This is a genomic window from Halobacillus trueperi (assembly GCF_003386945.1).
In the GTDB taxonomy this organism is placed as follows: Bacteria; Bacillota; Bacilli; order Bacillales; family Halobacillaceae; genus Halobacillus; species Halobacillus aidingensis.
The window spans coordinates 1-22780 of record NZ_QUAE01000033.1 but is presented as its reverse complement, the minus strand read 5'-3'; the positions used below and the strand labels follow the sequence as shown (position 1 = coordinate 22780).

Sequence of the window (22780 nt, the reverse complement as noted above, 5' to 3'; positions counted from 1 at the left end):
CTTCCGGGGTCTCAGCTGTCCCGCACACCCCATAGGAGTCTCACCGTTTCCCTCCGCCCCTTTACCAAATGAGGTTTTCGAAATCCCTCTTATAGTACCTTGCCTAGTTCTGTTGTAAAATCCTGCTTAAGGCGTGTCGATATAGGATTCTTAACCATAAAAGCTCTTGTTACTGGAAGGTAGTTTCGAGAAACTCTTACGGCAAGGGGCGGAGGGGAATGGCGAGACTCCTGCGGGAAAAAAGTGCATGGTGAGACCCCACAGGACGCAGTCCGAGGAGGCTCAAGAGAATAGAGGAAGTTCGATTAAGTTCGGCACGTCCTGTGCCAACATCGAACGACCCCACTTCATATGGGGCCCCGCGGAAAGCGAGCTATTCCCCGCAGCCCCATCCACTCAACAAAAGTCTCGAAACTGAGTGTTCCACAATCGGGAGCTTATGTGGAAGATGGAGTAGTGAAGTCGGGGGGAGCGGAAATGAAATGTATGAATTGAATCGGTTCATAACTTCGTGTATGATGGTTTAAGAAGAGGTGTAGACAATGAATGGATTTGAAAGACGGAAAGAACGCAAAAAGCAAAATATCTTGAACGCCTCCCTGAAGTTGTTCTCAGAATATGGGGTGCAGAAAGTCAGCATCCAGGAAATTGCAAAAAAAGCACAAGTTTCTCAAGTCACCATTTATAATTATTTTGGCGGCAAAGATGAACTCCAATTCGAGACGGTTAAAAAATTCATTTACGAACGATTGGATCGTTTTCGTGACGTCGTCCACAATGACGATATGGACTTCAAAAAAAAGATTCGATTTGTCATTCAAGATAAAAAAGAAAACATCCTCCATATGGACCCTGGATTTCTTCAAACAGTGATGAGGGACCAGCCTGAGTTACAGGAACTGATTCAAACCTTCACAGAAAAAGATGCTGTGCCTTTACTGATGGAACTCGTGGAACAAGGAAAAGCCCAAGGGTACGTTCATCCGGATATTTCTTTCCGCTCCATCATGTTTTATATAGAAATGTACTACCAGGCGATGCGCTCGAAGGAAGATCTCTTCGACCATTCTTTACCGGAATTAAGTGAAGAGATCACCCATATGTTTTTCTATGGTCTGATGGGGAATCAGGACGAGCATTTGCATGAGGACAAAGACAATGAATAGCTGATATAAAAAATGCGTAGAGATTGTTTCTCTACGCATTTTTATATCCCTTGTTTATCTCCATTTTTTCACATACCACCGAATAAGATCATTCCATTTACTTCCGAACAGTTTCTCTCTCCAATAAAGGTCTGCGGTTTGAGAGACGACATTGTTTTTAGCAGGGTAAGGATGTACGACATTCGAGATGCTTTGAAACTTCTTATTGAGCGCCTGCACAGTCCCAACTTCCTGCATCCATTCTCCAGCCCCTTCACCAATAGCATGAGCTCCGACGATTTTTCCTCGGTCCGTTGTCAAAACTTTTACAAGTCCCTCTTTTTTCCGTTCCGCCATAAAACGATCGTTGTCAGCTAATTTTGTTTTGAAGGTTAATAAGTCTTCCCCATACTTCTCTTGTGCTTCTTCTTCAGTCAAACCGAGATGATAAATTTCAGGGTTTGAGTATACAACCCATGGAATCTTTTCATACGAAGCTTTTCTAGAAAGGCCCAAAACGGCATTAGATACGGCGATTTTACCTTCCATTCCTGCGACATGAGTGAAAGGCATCGATCCATTACAATCACCTACAGCATAAATATGCTTCTTATTGGTTCTTAAAGTTGCATCCACTTGAATCGAGCCTTTTTCAGTTACAATACCTGCCTTGTCCAGTCCAAGACTTCCGATGTTCGCTTTTCTGCCAGCCGCTACAAGGATGGTATCTGCAGTGGTGCTGTTTGGAGCACCATCTTTCTTATAGTGGATGTGAACCTGATCCCCGTTTTTCTCCACGCGTTCAGCCTTTGCATTCGTTAAAATATTCAGTTCTTCAGATAACAAACGTTGAGACAAGCTTGCTATTTCCTTATCCTCTTTAGATAGAATTTGTTCACTGCCCTCGATCATTGTTACATCCACACCTAAACGACTCATCGCCTGAGCCAGTTCCACTCCGATAACTCCTCCGCCAATAACCACCATAGAAGAAGGTTTCTGATTCAGTGAAAAGATGGTTTCATTTGTTAAGTAATCCACTTCCTCCAAACCATCGATCGGAGGTATAGCTGGGGAAGATCCAGTAGCTATGACAAAACGTTTGGCTGTAATCGTCTTTTCCCCTACTTGCAATGTGTGTTCATCTAAAAAGGTTCCTTCTGCTTCATAAATATCAATACCAAGATTGATAAAGCGATCCTTTGAATCATGTTCTTGGACATCTTGTAAAGCATCTGCGACCCGTTCCATCGCTGATTTGAACAATTTTTTATATTCATCTTCGGTCCATTCAGCGTATTTAGCGGACTCTTTCACCTCTTTAGCCGCTTGAATCAATGCCTTTGAAGGCATGCATCCATAATGAAGGCAATCCCCACCAAGTTCAGTTTTTCGTTCAATAAGAGCTACTTTCGCCCCAAAACTTGCCGCGCCTGCTGCGACCGTTAAGCCGCCTGAACCGCCACCTATGACGGCGATTTGATAATCAAACGTCATAAGTTTCTCTCCTCATGGACTCATATTGTTCGGAGATGGCCTTCATTCGTTTCTTATTGACTCCAAAGTCGGAATGCCCCACTCTTGAAGCAGATCTGAAATGTATGACCTCTTCCTCCTGATCAAAATAGAACTCAACATCGTCCTTGAATTTCATCCACTTGGATTCGACCACGGCATGAATATAATTTTCGGTTTCCGTTTCAACTGCCGTCCTCTCCATCTCACTCAAGACTTCTTTGATTACAGACTTTGTTGTCTCCAAATCTTTAGAAAAAGCAAGCGCTGACATCTTCTTTTCTTCTTGATCCGTTTGAGTACTCACACAGTTCGGAGACTTCGGACAGTCCGACAGCCTCCCATTCTTAACGCCTATATAAGGTTTACTCATTATTACTCCTCCTTTTCTACACGATACCCTTATACTCACTGCTTCATCAACAAAAAAGCACTCCTAAGTGTCTAGGAGTGCTTTCCATTCGAAGAATTCCCGTTACCGCGAGGAGGTTTCTCTTTTTCGTTCGAGCCTTTCCCTCTATTTCGGTCATCCTGCTTATGATTATGTTTCGAACCTGAATCTTTATCTTTCTGCGTCTTTTTTTCTTTCTCTTTTGGTTTAGGAGAAGTTTTAGGCTTTCCCTTTGGTTTATCGCTCGCTTTCTGATCTTCTTTTCGTTCGTTTTCATTTTCTTTATGTTTTTTCTTGTTGTCTTTCTTTTCTATGTGCTTTTTCTCGTTGTCTTTCTTTTCTATGTGTTTTTCCTCTTGGTCAGGCTTTTTTTTCTGTTTACCAGGAGCTTGCGCTTTTCCTTTTTGGCCTGCTTGTTCGGGTTTCTGATTTGTTGCACCCTGTTTTTCAGGCTTCACATCAACAGCAGGAGGGACCACTGATTTCACATCAGAATCACGTACTTCCTCTTGTTTTTCTTCAGATGAATCATCTTTATAAAAGGATTGAATAATTTCTCGATCATCATCTTCAACATGAACAGGGAGTTCTGATTCTTCTGATTGGTCCATTTCTTCATTCTTTATTCGGTCTGCAACCATTTCATTGACAGATGCCTTTTGATCTATGGCTTTTCTTCTTAGATCCTTTGGAACCAAGAAAGTAGCAATGCTTATATTCGTGGCTTTTTCCATGAGATACGTTTCAATCTCTTCCGTGTAATTTTGATCCACTTCTTCTTTTAAATAACTGATACCAATCAGGACTTGGTTCGCATCATTCACATAACCCCTTGCTTGACTCAATTCAAGCAACTCAAAGGTAACTTCCGATGCATCTTTCTTTTTCCAATCCTTCAGAGCGGAAACGATTTCTTCAGCCTCATCATTTTGAGGAATCATATCTATGACTTGCATTTGATCATTCAATTCAAGTTCAACACTAGGATTAATATCAATATTCATATAAGCAAACGCTTGGTTGCTTCCATACCACGAAAAAACAGGAAAAACCATCAGTAGAAACATAATGGCTACAACAGCTGCTCGCGTATGATGATTACGCAAAACCTGCGTCCATCGATGCAGGACTTTACGCTCATTAGCTGTTTTAAATTGGACTTCCATCCCAACATCTGCATGGTCAACCTTCTCAGCTCTATGAAATTTGCCATCACTAGTCATGACAATCATATATTCATTCTGCTGTTCCATGACAATACCTTTTTTCACATACCCACCCCTTTCAGATAATCCTTAAGATATACGTAATCCCCGTTCAGGATGAGAACTAATGCGATGATGAATTTACGGTTTCGTTCTAATGTTTTTTTACTAACATCGACACGATCGACCAGATCTTTGATCGGTAATCGTCCTTTGTCTATGACTTGTGAACACAAAAATTCATCTTCATATACGAGCCTCGCCACCTGAACAGCGGATTCTCTGGCATCTCTATGTTTAGGAGAGGCATCAATCAGCTCATCAAAGGATAGCTTATACTTTTGCAATTGAGACTGAAATTCCATAATTTCCTCTTTACGATGCCAAGCTTCTGTTTCCAATTGGAACTTTTCCTTAGCCGCTGAAATTTCTAAAGGATTTTCCATTTGTTCTTCATCATGGAAATCCTCATCAAGCGAAGTGACTGGCACACGTCTTTGTTCATTACGAATATAATCAATCACTTTCCGCTTGATTACAAGTCTCGCAAAAGAAAGAAATGAACTTCCCTTATCACAAGAATAAGATTGGATGGCTTCATTGAATGCAAGCAAACCGATACTGAATTCATCATCTTTTTTAGGGTCTATATATCTTTTACAAACTTCAGAAACACTTTTGGCGATGAAAGGTTGATACTGTTTCAGCATTTCATTACGTGCATCATCATCTCCCTGTTTGGCTGAAGCTACTTGTTCATCCAGGGAGGGATCTGCTTTTTGAAAAAGACGTTTGATCAACCTTTATCACCTCCAGCCTATTAATGTTTTCGATTATGGCTTTTATTTTTTGGGTGTCTTTTTTAAGATTATTTCAATTGTGTTACAAAATCGTATCAACCAAAATTTCTGAAGTTTGTCTTTATGGGGTCAGGTAAAAAGGTATTGTCCTTGACCATGACCATTTTACTGAACAACACCTGAACGGTCTACTTCATAGGGGTTACATTTTATTAAATAACCATTTCAAAAAATAAGCCCTAAGACTCTTCCATGGTGTACAAAGAAAGAAAAGAGACGAAAAAGTCCATTTAATAGGTATATATACTCATCAAAGTGGTTTAGAGCTTCTAAGTGATAAAAAGTAAAAACAAAAAAAGGAAACCTAAGGAAGGTTTCCTTTTTCCGTTTGTTCATAATAATAATCAATAGGTACCGCGAGGCCGACCCGCCCCTCTTCATCATCATGGAGTGTGGCGAAAACCACTCCGATCACTTTTCCTTGATCATTGATGACCGGGCTCCCGGAGTTTCCTCGGTAAATCGGAGCATCAAGCATGAGAACTTGTCGATCCCAATCAGCCAACTGTTTATAGCCAATCACATTCCCCTCATTAGCAATCCCTGTAAACTTTAGCGGATTCCCAATAAAGTACACATGTTCACGTGCATCAAAAACCGTTTCATCAGCAAGTTCTAAATGAGGAAGATTTTCTCCTTCGACATCAAGAACAGCGAGGTCGACTTCAGGATAAGATTCTACTACTTCCGCACCGAAAAGCCCATCATCTGGAAAGCCAACAGAAATTCTTTTTTCATCTTCTATGACATGATGGTTCGTAAGGATATAGCCATCTTCAGTAAAAGCAAATCCCGTTCCTTTACTTTCTCCCGCCTCCACCACTACAACGGATTCCTTATAGGTCTGTATCTTTTCATCTGTCGAAAGTTTTGCTGAAGTCATAAGGAAGTCAATCGCTGGAATAGAAAAAGTATTCGGAAGAACGGCGACAATATTCAATACCATCATGAAAGCGATCAACCAAAATATCCATTTAGGAAAAGGACGTTTTTCCTTTTGCTGTTCTTTCTCCATCCTTTCCCGTTCATAAGCTTTTCTTTTCTCTTCCTGAACGAGTTCATACAATTCGTCGTCATCTATTTCTTCATACAGGTCATCATCGATGATGTCTTTCTTTTCGTATTCTTGCTCATGCATGAAACCTGCCTCCATGTAAGCAGTTTTGAGACCTATACCGCTTCGATACCTACAGCGCCTTGCTGCATCTGGTACATACGATAGTACTCACCCTTGCTATGAATCAATTGCTGGTGGGTCCCTTGTTCCATTATTGTACCATGATTCAATACAAAAATTTGGTCCGCTTGTTGAATGGTGGACAAACGATGAGCAATCACCAGAGTTGTTCTTCCTTCCTTCAATACTTCCAGCGCTTTTTGTATCCGTTGTTCTGTTTCCGTATCAATGTTTGCTGTCGCTTCATCTAAAATCAAAATGGCTGGATCATAGGCTAGAGCTCGAGCAAAAGATATCAGCTGCCTTTCTCCCATCGACAAAGTATCCCCTTTTTCATTAACAGGTTCATCATATTTTCCGGGTAATTTTTCCACAAAGTGATCAGCACCGACAGCTTTCAACGCTTGTATGGCCATTTCCCGGGAAATACGTTCATCATTCAGGGTCACATTCGACAAAATCGACCCACTAAAGATGAAAGGATCTTGAAGGACAATGCCCATGTGGCTGCGCACTTGCTGTCTCGACCACTCGTTCGTCGCCTTTCCATTGATCCGGATTGTTCCATGCTGTGGATCATAGAAACGGAATAACAGATTCATTATGGAGCTCTTTCCTGAACCTGTATGACCGACGAAGGCGGCTGTCTCTCCAGAATTCACTTTGAATGAAAGATCTTTAAGCACATCATTCCCCTTTTCGTAGGCAAACGTCACTTGATCAAAGTGAATATCCCCTTTGTACCGGTCAATCGGTGTAGTTTCGACAGGCTCTCCATTTTCATTCAGGATTTCGAAAACACGCCCTGCAGCTACACGGGCTTCTTCGAGCTGCGGCAATTGATTGACAAGGTCTGTCACCGGCTGGAAGAGTCTGTTCAGATAATCAACGAATGCATATAGCACGCCAGCCGTAACGATGCCTTCAGGACCGATGGAACCTGCTCCGAAGTACCAGATGAATGCTACGAAAGCGAGATTCCTCAATACATTCACTAAATTAAATGATGTTAAAGCATTTAGTCTGATCAATTTTCTCTGGTAGGTAAAGTGACGAGTATTCAAGCCTTCAAAATCTGCTGACGTCTGTTTTTCCTGCCGAAAGGATTGAATGATTGACATTCCCTGGATCGCTTCATTTATATTTCCGTTCATGTCACTGAGGGTGGAACGCACGACTTGGTTATACCTTCCTGCATACCCTTTGAACAGCTTCATCCAAATCAGCAATATCGGGATTAATAATAAGCTCAACAAAGCTAGTTTCCAATCTAATAACAGCAATGCGATATAAATGCCGCCCATATAAAAGAAACTCGTCACGAATGTCGCTAACACTTTTACATACAACTCACGGATTGACTCTGTGTCATTCGTTACGCGAGCGACCACCTTCCCTGCCGGTTGGTCGACAAAGAATTGGATCGGCAGTGTCTGTATGTGCGTGAAAAGATCATCTCTCATTTTTCTAATAATTCTATTTGAAGACTTTTGCAGCAAAAACGTATGTGAAAACTGAAACACGGATGCAATGAGCAATAACCCAACGTATAAAATGAGGAGCCAATAGATGGACTTCATTTCAGGAAGAAAAAAATGGTACAATTCCTGAAGCTCTAATTTTTCAGCACCTACAACATACGTACGGTTTGACGTTTCAACGATCAAAACCCCGTCCTGCCATTGACGACTGCCAGCGACGGGCACTTGTTCCTCCGTGAAATAATAGCTTCGATCAACTTGCAAAATCGTCCGAGTTTGAAGGATTCCATCCAACTCATCACTTCGATCGGAGCGTTTATACATATCCCCTCTGTACGTAACGGTATGTTCATCTTTTGTTTCGACCTGATGCCATTGATTTTCAATCCCAATGATATGCTGATCAATCAGCCTTTTGGCAATGAATGGACCGGTGAGTTCTAAAGCAACGGCGATGATTAAACAAACCAGACCAATGAATATACGTTTACGAAACAACCACGCATACTGAAACAGCTGTTTTTCGGTCGATTTCTTCATCGTCCCACCTCCCCGTTTTCCAACTGTTGATGCTCATACTGCTGTTGATACCACCCGCCATTTAGAACCAATTCATCGTGCGTCCCCTTTTCAATAACTGCCCCACCGTCGAGGACTAGGATTTGATCCGCATGGGTAACAGCTGAAAGTCGGTGAGCGGCAATGAAAGTCGTCTTTCCTTGCCGTTCTTTTCTCAAATGTTGAAGGATTTCAGCTTCTGTTTTCCCGTCTACGGCTGACATGGCATCATCCAGCAATAGAATTTCAGGGTCCATGATAAAAGCTCGGGCAATGGAAACCCTTTGTTTTTGTCCACCCGAAAGCGTAACTCCACTTTCCCCGACTTTTGTGTCCAGCCCTTTAGGGAGATGCTGAATATCATTTGAAAAATGAGCAAGCTCTAACACTCGGTTAATTTCCTGGTCGGATGCACCTGGTTTACCAAATTGAATATTCTCTCTGATTGTTTTTGAGAACAGCACCTGTTCTTGTGGGACGTAACCGATCCACGCCCTTGTCTGATCAAGACTAAGGTCTTCCAGAGAAACGCCATTTACCTCAAGACAACCAGAAGCCCTCGGATATTCTCGAAGGAGCTGACGGAACAAAGTGGTTTTCCCTGATCCCGTTTTCCCAACCACCCCAATGGTCTCCCCTTGCTTCACTGTTAAATGAATGTCATCAAGACTTTTCTTATCTGCCCCTGGATAAAGAAAGGATAGCCCTTTGAACACAATCTGCTTCGGCTCTTCTATAAAACCAGGTGACTGAGGGTCTTTCACGTCTGATTCATAATCAAGCGTCGATTGTACACGATCCAAGGACGCATTTCCACGTTGCAAAACGTTAATCAGTTCGCCAACGGCAAACATCGGCCAAATTAACATCCCTAAATAAACATTGAAGGAAACCATTTCTCCTAAAGTGATTTGGTTTTGGAACACGAGGTTCGCTCCGTACCCTAATCCGATCGTATAAGAAAGGCCAACCAATATTTTGATCGTCGGTTCAAATAGAGCATCAATCTTCGCTACTTCTATGTTTTTATCGTAAACATCACTGGTCATTTTGTTGAATGACCGTTCATCATTCTTTTCTTGCACAAAAGCTCGAATGACTCGAACTCCTCGTATGGACTCAAGGACTTGATTGTTCATTTCTCCAAAAGATTCCTGCGCTTCTGTAAAACGCTGGTGAATTACTTTCCCGTACCGATTCATGACAAGAGCCATGATCGGCAAAGGAATCAACGCTGCAAAGGTCAACGGCCAGCTTATCGTAAAACCCATAACGGCAATGATCATCATCATAAAAACGGTCGAATCGACCAGGGTCAGGATACCGAAACCCTCCGTCATCGTCAGAGCTTTCAGATCATTCGTAGCTCTAGCCATAAGATCCCCTGTTCGGTTCTTTCCAAAAAAAGTCAGAGTCATCCGCAGAAAATGATTCATCAAGCGGGACCTCATTGTTTTCTCCATCATCATCGCACCACTGAATAGCGTATAATCCCATAAGTAGGAAATGGTATAACTCGAGATGATGATCACCCCATAAATGAGTAACAGTTCCAATAGACGCTCTCTCGTAAAGGAATTGAACTGTATTTCATCAATCGCCATCCCCACAAGTTTCGGGGGAATCAAATCAATCATACTGACAATGATTAAAGCAATAATCGCCAATGTGTAACGCTTCCAATAAATTTAAAAAAACCAACGCAGCTTGAACAATACATTAAACATCAACTACCACCCTCTCTTCAAAACAGTCGCTAACCGCTCTCTTTCCAATCTTCGTTCCATTCTTTCTTTTCCATGTAGTGAACCATTTTGATTCCTCCTCTGAAAATTTGATTGATATATACAAATCGGTCGTAACCGATTTATATCAGACACAAAAAAGCATACGTCCTTTGACGTATGCTTTCACACATAAAAAAAGGCACGTACCTACGTGACCTTGATCCTTCTATACGGTTGTCAAAAAAATCAGGTTAACAAACGTCTCTCAGTCACGAGTGATATGAAGTTGTCTTTATATTGAAGACATTGCTTTTTCATCATCGTGACCTCCCTTTTGTATCAATGATTATATATTATATATTTTTCTGAATTTTAAATCAACCATTTTTTTCAAGCCGTGGTTATTCAACAATTTGGCAGTATTCTTGAAGACTCGATTTCGAGATTCTTGTTGAGTGGATGGGGGCTGCGGGGAATGGCTCGCTTTCCGCGGGAGCGCGATGAGCCTCCTCGGACTGCGTCCTGCGGGGTCTCACCTAGCACTCTTTTCCCGCAGGAGTCTCCCCATTCCCCTCCGCCCCTTTGCCATGGAAGATTCTCGAAACCACTTCTGGAAAATCAGCCTGTATGATTTAGGAAAAGGGATAGTATAAACCTCTCCACAGCGGGCATTAAGAACGAAAAAGCTTGATCCAGAGCGCTTTATGCCTACTTAGGAGAGAAGAGTGGGAGACACTTCCTCTCGGTATAGGGGTTCGTATCTCCCTTACATCGAATGGGGTGGTTGAAAAGCTGCGAGACTCCCGTGGGAGAAAGGAGATAGGCGAGATCCCGCAGGACGTAGTCCGAGGAAGCTCGCCACTCCCCCACAGGAAAGCGAGTAGCTTCCCAACCACCCCTGACTCCCCTTTTAGCAAACGAAGCCCTGAAACACCTCGAAACTAAGTCTTCCAGTAAAAGGAGCAATAGTTAGATAAGATTCTGGCCTTCTAGGATGACGAGGGCTAGGATGAGGACTATGATGATGACGAATACGATGGACAGCGGGCGGGATACGTTTGCCCTCTGAACCTCATCCCAACGGACGGGACGAATGCCGCTGATTGAGAAAATGGAGACGGCCGCCAGAAGGATGGACATGATGTTTACCGTCACTAATAAGAATGCACCATAGGCTGCTGTCATCGATCCATCTCCAATCGACATACCCATAGCGACAGAAGGCGGAAGCAAAGCTACAGCTACCATCACACCAACCAAGTTCCCGGATAAACGGTTCAAAAAAGCAAGCGCTCCAGCAGCGCCAGAGGCTACCCCTAATGGAATATCAATCAAAGTAACCTTCGTTCTATCCAAGTATTGAGCGTTTTCCATTCCGACATCAGTGAAATAACCGAAGGCTATGGAAATAAACAATACGATCGCTATACCATATAAAGAACTAACAGCTGATTGCCCAAGCCCTTTATAATCCCCAAGAATAGCAAAAAAAGCAACGGAGATAACCGGACCAATCATGGGCGCAATAACCATAGCCCCGATGACGACCGCTTCACTATCTTTAATAATACCGACAGTAGCTACGATTGCTGATAATAAAATAAGTAAGGAATAATTCATTGTAATATGACTGTTTTTTTCAGCGGCATTCATCAATTCATGCCGACTCGCTCGAAGCAGACGAGACTTTTCCTCTTCATCGTCTTCCTGTGCCTTTTCCTCTTTGGTTTCTTCATGAATGGTTTCCTTGGAGATATAGGTTTGAACAGGGATTAACAGGGTTTCAAACCCTTCCACCACATTGGAAACTTCCTCTAAATAGTTAAGGATTTCTTCCACCTCATTTTTTTGGACGAGGATTCGGACAAGCATACGTTCTTCTGATTCACTGGAAACCCAATACGAACGATGATCATACCCATTCAGCTTTTCATTGATGGAATCGAAGTGTTTGTCAGGAATGTACACTTCAATCAGTTGCAAGTTCATGCGGTTCACCTCTATTCGACCATTCTGTAAAGAAGTTGATGAATCTTTAGATCTTTCTACTCTCTCTGAGGAAGTATTGAACGTCCTTCATAATGTCTCCTATTTTCCACATACTAATTCTACTTAGCCAAGAAGAGAAAGGAGGTTCCTTGATGTCTCTCCTACTACCGATGAAAAAAGAAGAATATCTATCGTCATCCAAAGAATTGCTTAACCAAAGCCCGGACCTCGTCCAAAAAGTCTTTAATCATGAGGGTCAATTAATTATTGTCCAATTCATTCATTATCAAATAAACAAAGAACAACTAGAGGATGAACTTCTAGAAATCATCACAAAATCTACTCGTCCCTGGACCAATGAAGCTCTGTTAAATAAAATCCCCATAGCTTCAACAAAACAAGAGGACAAAATGGATGCCATCATAGAGCAGATGATTCATGGAAGTGTATGCATTTATATTGAAGGTGAAAAGGAAGCGACGCTCTTCGCTCTGCCTAATCAAGAACACCGTTCTTTAAACCAAGCAGAAACAGAGTCGCTGGTATTTGGCCCTCAGGTTTCGTTTACTGAATCCCTCATGACGAACCTGAATGTCATACGGTGGCGTTTAGATACATCAGATCTTGTTACGGAAAAATTGATTGTCGGCGAGCGGATTAAGTCGGAAATTCGTATCGTGTATTTAAAATCTCTTGCCGATACAGAAAATGTGGATACTATAAGGCAGCGGATTAGTGATTTAAAAGTCCCTGAAGTAGAAGACACGAGTGTCCTTGGACAATTGATCGAGGACTCCTCCAGTACAGTTTTCCCACAATTGATATTCACAGAATTGCCTGACCGCTTTTGCCAAGCGATTGTTAAAGGCCGTGTAGGGGTTATGGTTGATAAAAGCCCGACCATGTTGATTGGTCCAATGAACCTCTTCAGTTTTTTTGAGTCGACGGAAGATTTGTATATGCGCTGGAATATGGGGAGTTTCATAAGGTTGCTTCGTTTCATTTCTATGGCTTTGTCCATCGTTTTGACACCGATGTATGTAGCTGCTCTGACGTTTCACTATGAAATCATCCCAAGCACCCTGCTTGTATCGTTAGGCCAATCGCGGTCAACCGTCCCCTTCCCACCCGTTCTAGAAGCCCTTTTATTGGAAATGTTAATTGAATTGCTTCGCGAAGCAGGGGCGCGATTACCTACCAAGGTAGGTCAGACAATGGGTATCGTTGGAGGGATCGTTCTCGGTCAGGCTGCTGTAGAAGCTGGATTTACGAGCAACATTCTCATCATTATCATCGCACTCAGCGCACTGGCTTCCTTTACTGCCCCGAGTTATTTAATGGGGACAGCGATTAGGATCATCCGCTTTCCGATGATCCTTCTAGCAGGAGCCTGGGGGATCATAGGAATTGTTTTTGCCCTGTCTTTCCTAGTCATACATTTATTAAAGCAGAAATCATTGGGTCGTCCATACTTGTCCCCTATCTATCCATTGCAGTGGGGTGACTTCAATGAATCAATATTCAGAGTACCTTTTCAAAAAAATGCGGAACGGTCAAAATCCCTCATGACCAAAGATAGATCCAGATACAGGGAATCAAAAGCGGCCGAACGGAATGATGTGGACCGTCTATGAACACGAATATTCCCTTCCACCCTGATCGTGCCGTTCAATCGTTCTATCTTTTCTTTATCATCCACACATCTCAAATCGGCGCTGGTTTAATGGGGGTGCCCAGGATTCTTGTCCTCGAAGCAGGTGTGGATGCCTGGGTTTCAGTATTAATCGCGGGCCTTTACCTTCATTTGATTGTTTTCGTCATGCTGCAAATTTTAAAGTCTTATGAAAATGCGGACATTCTTGGGATTCAACAAGATTTGTTTGGCGTATGGATTGGGAAAACGTTGGGCACTGTGTACGTCCTTTATATTTTCCTGCTTCTCTTGACGGTGATTAAGAATTACATTGAAGTTGTTCAGGTGTTTGTCTTTCCAGAGATGCCCATCTGGCTTATGGCTCTCTTTTTACTCTCGCTTATGGTTTATAGTATCTTAGGCGGCTTCAGAGTGGTTGTAGGTACGAGCGTCATTTTTTTCTTCCTTACCATCTGGCTTGTCTTTACGATCTATAAACCGATTACCTATATGGACTGGGAACACTTCCTACCAGTCTTTCGGACACCGGCTCCTGATTTACTAAAGGGCGTGCAGAAAGTCACCTTTTCCGTGCTTGGACTTGAGATTCTCTTTTTTGTTTATCCGTTTATCCAAGACAAAAAAAGAGCAGCGTTGCCTGCACATGCGGGTGTATTCTTTACGACTTTCCTCATCCTGTTAGTAACCGTTGTTTCCATCGGATATTTCAGTCCTGATCAGTTGAAGGCCATCGTATGGGCCACATTATCCTTGTTCAAAATCATTAGTTTTTCCGTTCTAGAACGGTTTGATTTTATTGCGGTGGCGTTATGGATGATGGTCATCATACCGAATATCGTTTTATTCGGGTGGATGATTGTCCATTCCTTGAAGCGACTGTTCAATGCTCCTAAGAAACCAACATTATATGGATTGGCATTCCTTTTATTCTTCACTTCGATAACGGCTGAAAAAAGGGTCGCCCTAAACGAACTGACCAACTGGACAGGACAAATCGGGTTTTGGATTGTTTTTGTCTATCCATTTTTGATTTACATGATGGTTCTATTAAAAAAATTAAAGAAAAAGAGGAATGCTTCATGAAATGGTCCTCCATTCTGATTATCGTTTTCATACTCGCAGGTTGTATACCGAAGTCTTATATCGAATCATTAGGAATTATTACAGCTGTCGGGTATGATCTGACTGAAGACCAACGGATACGGGGCACCCTCGTCATGTACCAGTTCGATACGGCTGAAGCGAGCACATCACAGGTCGTTACAGGGGAATCAGATACCTCAAAAGGGATCCGGTTTGCTACAAGCCGGCTCACCAGTCATCAACTTGTATCCGGTCAAGTGAGACTTGAAATATTTGAAAACGAGCTGGCCAAACGAGGAATGATGAAGTATATGGACACCCTTCAAAGGGATGCGGCGATATCGGATATGGGTTTTTTAGCTACAAGTGAGGTCCCGTCAGAAGACCTCTTGAAATCAGGAAATGATGAAGATCGTCCCAACACAGGAAATTACATTCAGGAGCTGATTAAAAAAAGCATCAACGAAGAAGCCATCCCCAATGCTGTTCTGACCAGTTTCCTGCATGACTATTACGATGCCGGTAGAGATCCCATCCTTCCATCCCTTACCCTTGATGAGGATAAAGCAGTGATCAACGGAATCAGTTTATTCCAGGATGACCGCTACGTCCACACCACATCCCATGAAAATACTTTCTACATTATGTTGATGAAGCAAGAATTCGAGCACGGGCAATTTCAAATCCAACTGGCAGATGATGCTTTAAAGAAGTATCACAAGAAGGAAAGCATCGACAAACCAGGCGATGGTGCCCTGCATGTATCGATTCATGAACTAAATACAGAACATTACATCCATCCTTCTAAAGGAGATCCGACAAATCAATCATTCACACTGAAGATGGAAGGGCGCTTGTTGGAAATCACCCAAGAGATCGATTTGAAAAATAAAGAAGCTGTAGAAGCTTTGGAAAAACAAGTTGAAAAAGAAGTAAAAGAACACCTTCAAGAAACCTTGCAGATTCTAATCGAACATCAAGTCGACCCGGTCGGATTCGGAGCTAAATATAACGCCCAAAACAGAACGAATCGGGTCACAAAAGAAAATTGGCGCGAACAAATCCCAAGTCTCCAAGTTGATTTTGATGTATCGTTTAAACTACTCCGCTATGGCATTTCCGAATAAAGATAAAAACCCCTTGTGAAGAAAGGTTCGCCTTTTCATCACAAGGGGTTAAATCCATTTAAACAATCCCCAAGACCGTCTTTGTGTGTAATTCTATTATGAAGATGAACCGCTACCTACGCTTCGACCTGGAAACATTTATGAGTCCAAAGTCCATCCTTGTCAGTTAGGAGAAAGTCATCAGGCTGCCTGCCAATCATATATAAACGATGGAGAGGTCTCGTCATAGCTACATAGAGCATTTTCAAATCCAGTTCATTTTTCTCATAAGAATGTTCATTACAAAAGAGAAAAACAACATCAAACTCCAGCCCCTTAGCAAGGTATGCAGGGAGAATGACACGATCCCCTAACATGTCCGCATTCTCTTCCATAATTTCGAAGGAAGGAAGTTCACGAGCCAGCTGCTCCGCCTCTTGTTTTGTTTTCGTAACGAAAGCGAAGTTGTTCATCCCTTTTCTGACTAAAACGTTGATCAGCTGATGGATGTTCCCTTTCCGAAGCTCATCCCTATAAAGAAAAGTAGGCACATCCCCATGTCGGACGACAGGCTCCGCTTTCGGAAGTGCATCCGGCATATCGTCTAGAAGACCATTCGCTAAGTTCATGATTTCAATTGTCGTCCGGTACGTCTTTTGCAACGTGAGATAGTTCGCTGTTGGGAAAATTTCGTTTTGAAGTGTTTCCCAATTATCTAATCCCCGGTAATGATAGATCCCTTGAGCCAAGTCTCCTACAATGGTGAACAAATCCGTTTGAAAAGCCTTCCTCAAGCTAAAAATTTCCATAAAGCTATAATCCTGTGCTTCGTCAATGACCACTTTCTTTGCACGATCATCAGGATCAAGACCTGTGATAAAGGTCTTCAAATACAAAAGAGGAGCCAAATCCTCCGCAAAAAGCTTCCCGTTTGCGTGCACATTTCTCGTATTCTCTCTCATTTGTTCCCACTCATAAGATTCTTCAGCATGAACCTTTGAAAACATTTTCTCCTCAAAGAGCTGCTGATAGATGGTCCATACCACCACTTTCGGATATTTCTTCATAAAACGATTAACCGCTGTCCGGGCTGCTTTCTTAATTTCATCCAGCCTTTCCTCTTTCCGTGTAATTAAAAAACTGACGCGGATTTTCCGTTTCTCCGCATCCTTCATACCATAAAGCGCATCATCCAAGGCTTCATCATATTTGGCCGCCATTTTGTCCAATATTTGTTTCTTTTTTCTTCTTAATTCACTTTGCAATACGGCTTTAATTTTTTGGACGCGCACCTCGTAAGGAAAATAGCTGTATTCCTCAAAAAACAGACGATTGATGGCTTTTGCACTTTTAATCTTGAATCCTGCGAGCTTAAAATCACTCTCTACCTCGTAGCATTTCTTCCATATTTGCAGATAGCCATCCAGGATTGCTTTGAATGCTTTCGATCCTTTTAGTCGTGCACCATGAATAGAACTGTGATCCGAAGATTTTTCCACCACATTCATTAGCACCTCATGCTGAGAGATGACAGGCAGATGAATACCCGTAGCCTGTTGAACAAAATCGGTGAATGTCGTTTGTCTAGCTCGATCCACCCCAAGTTCCGGCAAGACTTCAGAAATGTACTGAATAAACAGGCGGTTAGGCGCAAGAATAAGCATTTCTTCAGGACGGAAAATTTCTTTCATCGTGTACAGAAAATAAGAAATCCGATGAAGAGCTATCGTTGTTTTCCCGCTCCCCGCGGCCCCCTGCACAATAATCGGCTTTCGTAAGTCTGCACGAATGATTTTATTCTGTTCTTCTTGAATCGTCGATACAATTTCAGTTAAACGCTTCTCTGCATTTTGAGCTAACGAATCCTGAAGCAATTCATCCTTTGTTGTAAGGTCGATATCCCGGTAATCCAACAGTTCTCCATCTTCGATTTGGTACTGTCTTTTTAAGGAAACATCCCCTTCGTATCTTTCTCCAAGAGCTTCATAACTCACTTCTCCCAAGCGTCCTTCATAATAAACATTTGCTAGAGGAGAGCGCCAATCCAAGATAATAGGAAACTGAGTTTCTCGGTCAAATAATGACGTCTTACCAATATAAAAAATTTCTCGATCGGGCTTTTCTTTTTGATGAAAATCGATGCGGGCAAAGTATGGTTTGTTTCGTAGATATTTGAGGTTCTCCAGCTGGTCTTTTGACATTTTCATGAAATTCGCATGAGAAAGCATTTCTTGATATCTAAGACTGCTGTCCTTGAAGCTAAGGTTCTCAAGGGTGTCTTCCTGGCGTTTCTTCAGTGATTCCTGACCCGTTTCCTGTGAGGTGATCAGTCTGTCCATGTAAGTTTTCGTAAATGATAGCCGGTCTAGTTCTTTATCAAATTCCGGATGCCGTTCCGTCATTTGAGCCATTCCTCCTTCTTTTTGTTCTGTAAGGTTCACAGAACTTCTCCCTAATGGAATGACGCGTGAGCGCTGGCCCTTCATGCAGTTTTTCAAAGCAACGAATAAATAAGATACCACAACCACGATGGAAGCGCAATCATTTAATGAAATATTTCATTTAAACTCCCGATTGTGGAAGACTCAGTTTCGAGATGTTTGTGGGAGTTTAGGGGCTCCGGGAAACAGTTCGCTTTCCATGGGGCGGGCGCTGAGCCTCCTCAGGCTACGCCTTCCGGGGTCTCACCTGTCCCACACGTCCCATAGGAGTCTCACCGTTTCCCTCCGCCCCTTGACCAAAAGAGTATCTCGAAACTACTTCCAGAATAAGCAGCTTTCCAGCGTATTGGAAGTCAGTGAATTAACCTTTTAAACAAGCTAGTCATTTGTATTCTAAAGCTTGCTATAGAGCGCTTCTCAACTAGGAAGGAGTGGTTATGGAAGACCCTCCATTCGTGTAGGTGGGTTCGTTTATCTCATCTCTTAAATGGGGTGGTTGGGAAGTTGCGAGACTCCCGCGGGAATGGATTGGCTGGGGAGACCCTGCAGTGCGAAACAGGCTTGCCTCAATCACCAAAGGAAAGCTACTTCCCAGCCACCCCTAACGCTTAACGGCAAACGAACCCCAGAAAGTCTCGAAATGGAGTCTTCCACAATCCTGCCATATAATGAAGATAAAATGAAAAGCAGTTTAGTTTAAGTGTGCGCCTTGTTTGCGCGTACACCTAAACTAAACTGCTATTGAAAAGTCATCTTAGGGTCTGTTTTTGTTTTCCAAATATTTCGGCAGATGCATCTCGAATATAAAGAAGGAAAGAATACGCAAAAGTACAGGATATAGGGCCAGAAATCCTACCAAATCCCCAATCCCCCCAAGAAGATTGGTAAAGAGAAGAACGATCGCCAGAACAAGCATGAGAAACACAGTCACAAGTCCTACTCTTCCATTGATTGGTGTCCAGGCTCCTGCGATTGTTTTCGTATCCTGCTCTAAAAGTTCGAAACAACGATAATGATAAGGACGTATTCGGAACCAGTTGGATGCTGTGACAAGCTCGTCACGGTCCTGAATTTTTTTGAAACAATACTGACAGATGTTTGTGTTCACGAAATCTACTCCTGATTGAGATATTTTTTCATTAGCAAACACTCGTTGCCCTTTTCATTATATCGCAAAATATCCATAACTCTAAACATTAACGTAATTCCACGTCCACTCTCCTCCAAGTCTTCCACACTTGGAAACCAGTGCTTCACATCACCTGTCACCTGATAAGGCCTCCAGTCAAAACCGTCCCCATGATCATAGACTCTGACGACCAATCGTGAATGAAGAAAGTGAATTTTTAATAAGACGGGATAATCCGTCCTCTCATGATGACCATGGATCCATGCGTTCCATACAGCTTCGGTAATGGATGCGTCCACAAGAAGTTGGTCGTTCCCGTAGTATTCGGCCAGATATGGTGAATATTTCCGTCGGACATCTCTCAGTTCTCTTGGATGTCTGATATTGGCTTCTATAGATGCCTTCATCATGCAGCCTCTCCTCTTCTAAGTCGATGATGTGTAATCATCGTTCTTAGTAAATGGATTTGTTCACTTTCCTATTCCCTTTATCCAAATTACTTAAAAGGGGAAGTGTTAACTTTTTCATATAAATGGAAAATAGATGCAACCATCCCTCCCTCAATGGAAGGAAGGTATCTCACTTCCTTCTTTCATGACTTTGAATGATTTCCATTACTTTTTCTTTTGTCCGTTCACTTTGGTATCTCTGCATGGATTCAAGAATTTGGTCACGATTGTCAATCAGTTGACGGAGATCATTCAATAATGTTTCATTTGTGAGTTCTTCTTCCTCTCTTTTTAGCGCGTATCCCTGTTTAACAAAAGAGTCTGCGTTCAAAATTTGGTCTCCACGGCTCGCTTTTCTTGATAAAGGAATGAGAAGCATGGGTTTTTTCAAAGCTAAGAATTCAAAGATCGCATTTGATCCTGCTCTCGAGACGATATAGTCTGTGGCAGCAAACAAATGCTTCAGCTCATCCTGAACATATTCGAACTGGGCATATCCACGCTTGTTAATGGACGTGTCTTTGTGCCCGTGCCCACAAATATGAACGATCTGAACTTCCTGAAGCAATTCATCTAAATTGTCGCGAATCGCATCATTGATTCTTTTCGACCCTGTACTACCTCCCATCACCATCACTACAGGTTTCTGTTTGTGGAATTCACACAAGGCTAAGCCTTTAGAGCGGTCTCCTTCAAACAGCTCTTCCCGAACAACGGCCCCGATATATTCGCCTTTTCCTTCTGGCAGGTGGTTCATGGTCTCTGGAAAAGTGGCCAAGATTTTTTTCGCAAACGGGAAGGAGAGTTTATTGGCTAGACCTGGCGTATAATCCGATTCATGAATGACAGTTGGAACGCTCCTCAAGCGCGCCGCCATGACGACCGGTACGGAGACAAATCCCCCTTTTGAAAAAATAACTTGAGGCTTCCTTTTCTGAATGATGCGAAGAGATTGAGCTAATCCTTTCAACACCTTGAAAGGATCCTTGAAGTTTTCCTTCGACATGTATCTCCTCAGCTTTCCTGTTGAGATGCCATGGTAGGTGACTCCATCTAAAGGCTCGATCAATTTTCTTTCAATCCCACTGTAGGATCCGATGTAATCGACGGTGTAACCTTGTTTCTGGAATTCTGGAATCAGCGCAAGGTTCACAATGACATGTCCCGCTGTTCCTCCACCTGTAAATAAAATCCGTTTCTGACTCATATGTTAATCAACGTCCTTTCAGAGAGCTTCTTAAGTAGGTCTGGATGTGTTACTATGCTATAATCCTCGTATTCCTCTAAAGAGAATTGTACCAGAAAAGAGTGTGGCCTATGTATGAAACAAAGACATTAAAAGAAAAAATAAAATTGTTCTGCGTCATCCTCATTCCTATCCTGATCACACAAATCGGAATGTACCTCATGAATTTTTTCGATACCATTATGGCTGGTCAGTCCGGGCCTGATCAACTGGCAGGAGTAGCGATAGGGTCAAGTATTTGGATGCCTGTATTTACAGGATTGAATGGTATCCTCATGGCTATTTCCCCAATTGTTGCCCAACTAAAAGGGGCAAAGAAAGAAAATGAAATTTCTTATTCCGTCAAACAAGGAATCTATTTATCCATCGTTTTGGCCGGTGGGATAGGAACGATCGGATTCTTTTTATTGGATCCCATCTTGTCTGTACTAGACATCACACCCGATGTCCGGCATGTAGCGAAATATTACTTAGTGACACTGGGAATAGGAATCGTCCCTTTGTTTGTTTTCAACATCCTTCGGTCATTTGTTGATGCTCTGGGGCAAACCAAAGTTTCAATGGCTGTCATACTGATGACACTGCCTATCAATGTTCTTTTTAATTATATGTTCATTTTCGGTCGATTGGGTGCCCCCGAACTCGGAGGAATCGGAGCAGGAGTAGCTTCTGCTCTTACCTATTGGGTATCATTAGTTATTATTGTTACCATCATTCACAAACTCCGCCCACTAAGAACCTATCACATTTTCCAATCATGGATTTCGCCTGAATGGAAAGAGTGGTGGGCACAATTGAAAATCGGCATTCCCATCGGTTTTGCTATCTTTTTTGAAACAAGTATTTTCGCCGCCGTCACTTTTTTCATGACGGCTTACGACACGAATACAATTGCCGCTCACCAGGCAGCCATCAATTTCGCCTCTCTTCTCTATATGGTTCCTTTGAGTATCGCCTTCGCGCTTACAATTGCCGTTGGATTCGAAGTCGGGGCAGAAAGACACAAGCAAGCTAGAACGTATTCTTATTTAGGAATTGCTTCGGCTGTAATGATGAGTGTTTTTGCAGGTCTGATTTTATTTTTGTTTGATGATACGATTGCAAGACTCTACAGTACAGATGACAGAGTGATTGAATTGACTAAGAATTTCATTATCTATGCCATCTTCTTTCAACTGTCTGATGGATTCGGAGCACCTCTCCAGGGTATTCTCCGCGGCTATAAAGATGTGAACATTACGCTTGTCATGGCATTCATTTCTTACTGGGGCATAGGCTTGCCGAGTGGGTACTGGCTTGCGAACTATACGGCCCTCGGGCCTTACGGATACTGGTTAAGCTTAACGATCGGCCTGACCGCAGGAGCCATCACCCTCCTCATCCGTATGCTATACATCCAAAAAAGAAACACCCAAATAAGCGCTTCCTAGAGACTATTATTAAACAATCTGGCAGGATTGTGTAAGACTTGATTTCGAGACTTTTGTTGAGTGGATGGGGGCTGCGGGGAATGAGTCGCTTTCCGTGGGAGCGCGGTGAGCCTCCTCGGACTGCGTCCTGCGGGGTCTCACCATGCACTTTTTTCCCACAGGAGTCTCCCCATTCTCCTCCGCCCCTTTACCGT

General features: G+C 42.6%; 17 protein-coding genes. 5 read left to right on the top strand and 12 right to left on the bottom strand.

Annotated features, from left to right (window positions below):
- Positions 1-542 precede the first annotated feature (542 nt).
- Positions 543-1166, top strand: a complete 624-nt coding sequence (locus tag DYE48_RS20090; RefSeq protein ID WP_115825102.1) for a TetR/AcrR family transcriptional regulator — start codon at positions 543-545, stop codon at positions 1164-1166.
- A gap of 54 nt (positions 1167-1220) precedes the next feature.
- On the opposite strand, the gene DYE48_RS20085 is transcribed toward DYE48_RS20090, so the two are convergent.
- The 8 genes from DYE48_RS20085 to DYE48_RS20050 all read right to left on the bottom strand — a co-directional run bounded on the left by DYE48_RS20085 (position 1221) and on the right by DYE48_RS20050 (position 12048).
- Positions 1221-2642: a dihydrolipoyl dehydrogenase family protein gene (locus tag DYE48_RS20085; protein ID WP_115825101.1), complete on the bottom strand. Its 1422-nt coding sequence runs from the start codon at positions 2640-2642 to the stop codon at positions 1221-1223.
- Positions 2632-3033: a DUF1499 domain-containing protein gene (locus tag DYE48_RS20080; protein WP_115825100.1), complete on the bottom strand. Its 402-nt coding sequence runs from the start codon at positions 3031-3033 to the stop codon at positions 2632-2634. Before DYE48_RS20080 ends, DYE48_RS20085 begins: the two co-directional genes overlap by 11 nt.
- 71 nt (positions 3034-3104) lie before the next feature.
- Positions 3105-4322: an anti-sigma factor domain-containing protein gene (locus tag DYE48_RS20075; protein WP_115825099.1), complete on the bottom strand. Its 1218-nt coding sequence runs from the start codon at positions 4320-4322 to the stop codon at positions 3105-3107.
- Complete coding sequence (gene sigI, locus DYE48_RS20070; protein WP_089653127.1) at positions 4319-5056, bottom strand: RNA polymerase sigma factor SigI; 738 nt, start codon at positions 5054-5056, stop codon at positions 4319-4321. The genes DYE48_RS20075 and sigI overlap by 4 nt, the downstream gene beginning before the upstream one ends.
- A 364-nt stretch (positions 5057-5420) precedes the next feature.
- Complete coding sequence (locus DYE48_RS20065; RefSeq protein WP_115825098.1) at positions 5421-6254, bottom strand: S1C family serine protease; 834 nt, start codon at positions 6252-6254, stop codon at positions 5421-5423.
- A 32-nt stretch (positions 6255-6286) separates the two neighbouring features.
- Positions 6287-8314 carry an ABC transporter ATP-binding protein gene (locus DYE48_RS20060; RefSeq protein ID WP_115825097.1) on the bottom strand — a complete coding sequence of 676 codons (2028 nt, stop codon included), beginning with the start codon at positions 8312-8314 and terminating at the stop codon, positions 6287-6289.
- Positions 8311-10020, bottom strand: a complete 1710-nt coding sequence (locus DYE48_RS20055) for an ABC transporter ATP-binding protein (RefSeq protein WP_244199493.1) — start codon at positions 10018-10020, stop codon at positions 8311-8313. Before DYE48_RS20055 ends, DYE48_RS20060 begins: the two co-directional genes overlap by 4 nt.
- A 1008-nt stretch (positions 10021-11028) precedes the next feature.
- Entirely contained in the window at positions 11029-12048 is a 1020-nt protein-coding gene (locus tag DYE48_RS20050; RefSeq protein WP_115825096.1) for a TIGR00341 family protein, read from the bottom strand.
- Between the two features lie 152 nt (positions 12049-12200).
- Here DYE48_RS20050 and DYE48_RS20045 point away from each other — a divergent pair, with 152 nt between their 5' ends.
- Genes DYE48_RS20045 through DYE48_RS20035 form a run of 3 tightly spaced genes read left to right on the top strand, consistent with a single transcriptional unit; the run spans position 12201 to position 15912 of the window.
- Positions 12201-13682 carry a spore germination protein gene (locus tag DYE48_RS20045; protein WP_115825095.1) on the top strand — a complete coding sequence of 494 codons (1482 nt, stop codon included), beginning with the start codon at positions 12201-12203 and terminating at the stop codon, positions 13680-13682.
- The gene (locus tag DYE48_RS20040) at positions 13679-14785 is read left to right on the top strand and encodes a GerAB/ArcD/ProY family transporter (RefSeq protein WP_115825094.1); all 1107 of its coding nucleotides are present in this window, start codon (positions 13679-13681) and stop codon (positions 14783-14785) included. The genes DYE48_RS20045 and DYE48_RS20040 overlap by 4 nt, the downstream gene beginning before the upstream one ends.
- On the top strand, positions 14782-15912 hold the full coding sequence (locus DYE48_RS20035) for a Ger(x)C family spore germination protein (protein WP_115825093.1): 1131 nt from the start codon (positions 14782-14784) through the stop codon (positions 15910-15912). The genes DYE48_RS20040 and DYE48_RS20035 overlap by 4 nt, the downstream gene beginning before the upstream one ends.
- Before the next feature lie 116 nt (positions 15913-16028).
- On the opposite strand, the gene helD is transcribed toward DYE48_RS20035, so the two are convergent.
- The 4 genes from helD to DYE48_RS20015 form a co-directional block, all read right to left on the bottom strand.
- Positions 16029-18332: an RNA polymerase recycling motor HelD gene (gene helD / locus DYE48_RS20030; protein WP_244199492.1), complete on the bottom strand. Its 2304-nt coding sequence runs from the start codon at positions 18330-18332 to the stop codon at positions 16029-16031.
- Between the two features lie 754 nt (positions 18333-19086).
- Positions 19087-19440 carry a hypothetical protein gene (locus DYE48_RS20025; RefSeq protein ID WP_115825092.1) on the bottom strand — a complete coding sequence of 118 codons (354 nt, stop codon included), beginning with the start codon at positions 19438-19440 and terminating at the stop codon, positions 19087-19089.
- 5 nt (positions 19441-19445) lie between these two features.
- Positions 19446-19871: an ATP-binding protein gene (locus DYE48_RS20020; protein ID WP_115825091.1), complete on the bottom strand. Its 426-nt coding sequence runs from the start codon at positions 19869-19871 to the stop codon at positions 19446-19448.
- A 169-nt stretch (positions 19872-20040) separates the two neighbouring features.
- Entirely contained in the window at positions 20041-21117 is a 1077-nt protein-coding gene (locus DYE48_RS20015) for an undecaprenyldiphospho-muramoylpentapeptide beta-N-acetylglucosaminyltransferase (protein ID WP_115825090.1), read from the bottom strand.
- Positions 21118-21227: 110 nt separating this feature from the next.
- On the opposite strand from DYE48_RS20015, the gene DYE48_RS20010 reads away from it, so the two are divergent.
- A complete protein-coding gene (locus DYE48_RS20010; RefSeq protein ID WP_115825089.1) occupies positions 21228-22586 on the top strand; it encodes an MATE family efflux transporter in 1359 nt (452 codons plus the stop codon).
- The last annotated feature ends 194 nt before the right edge of the window (positions 22587-22780 follow it).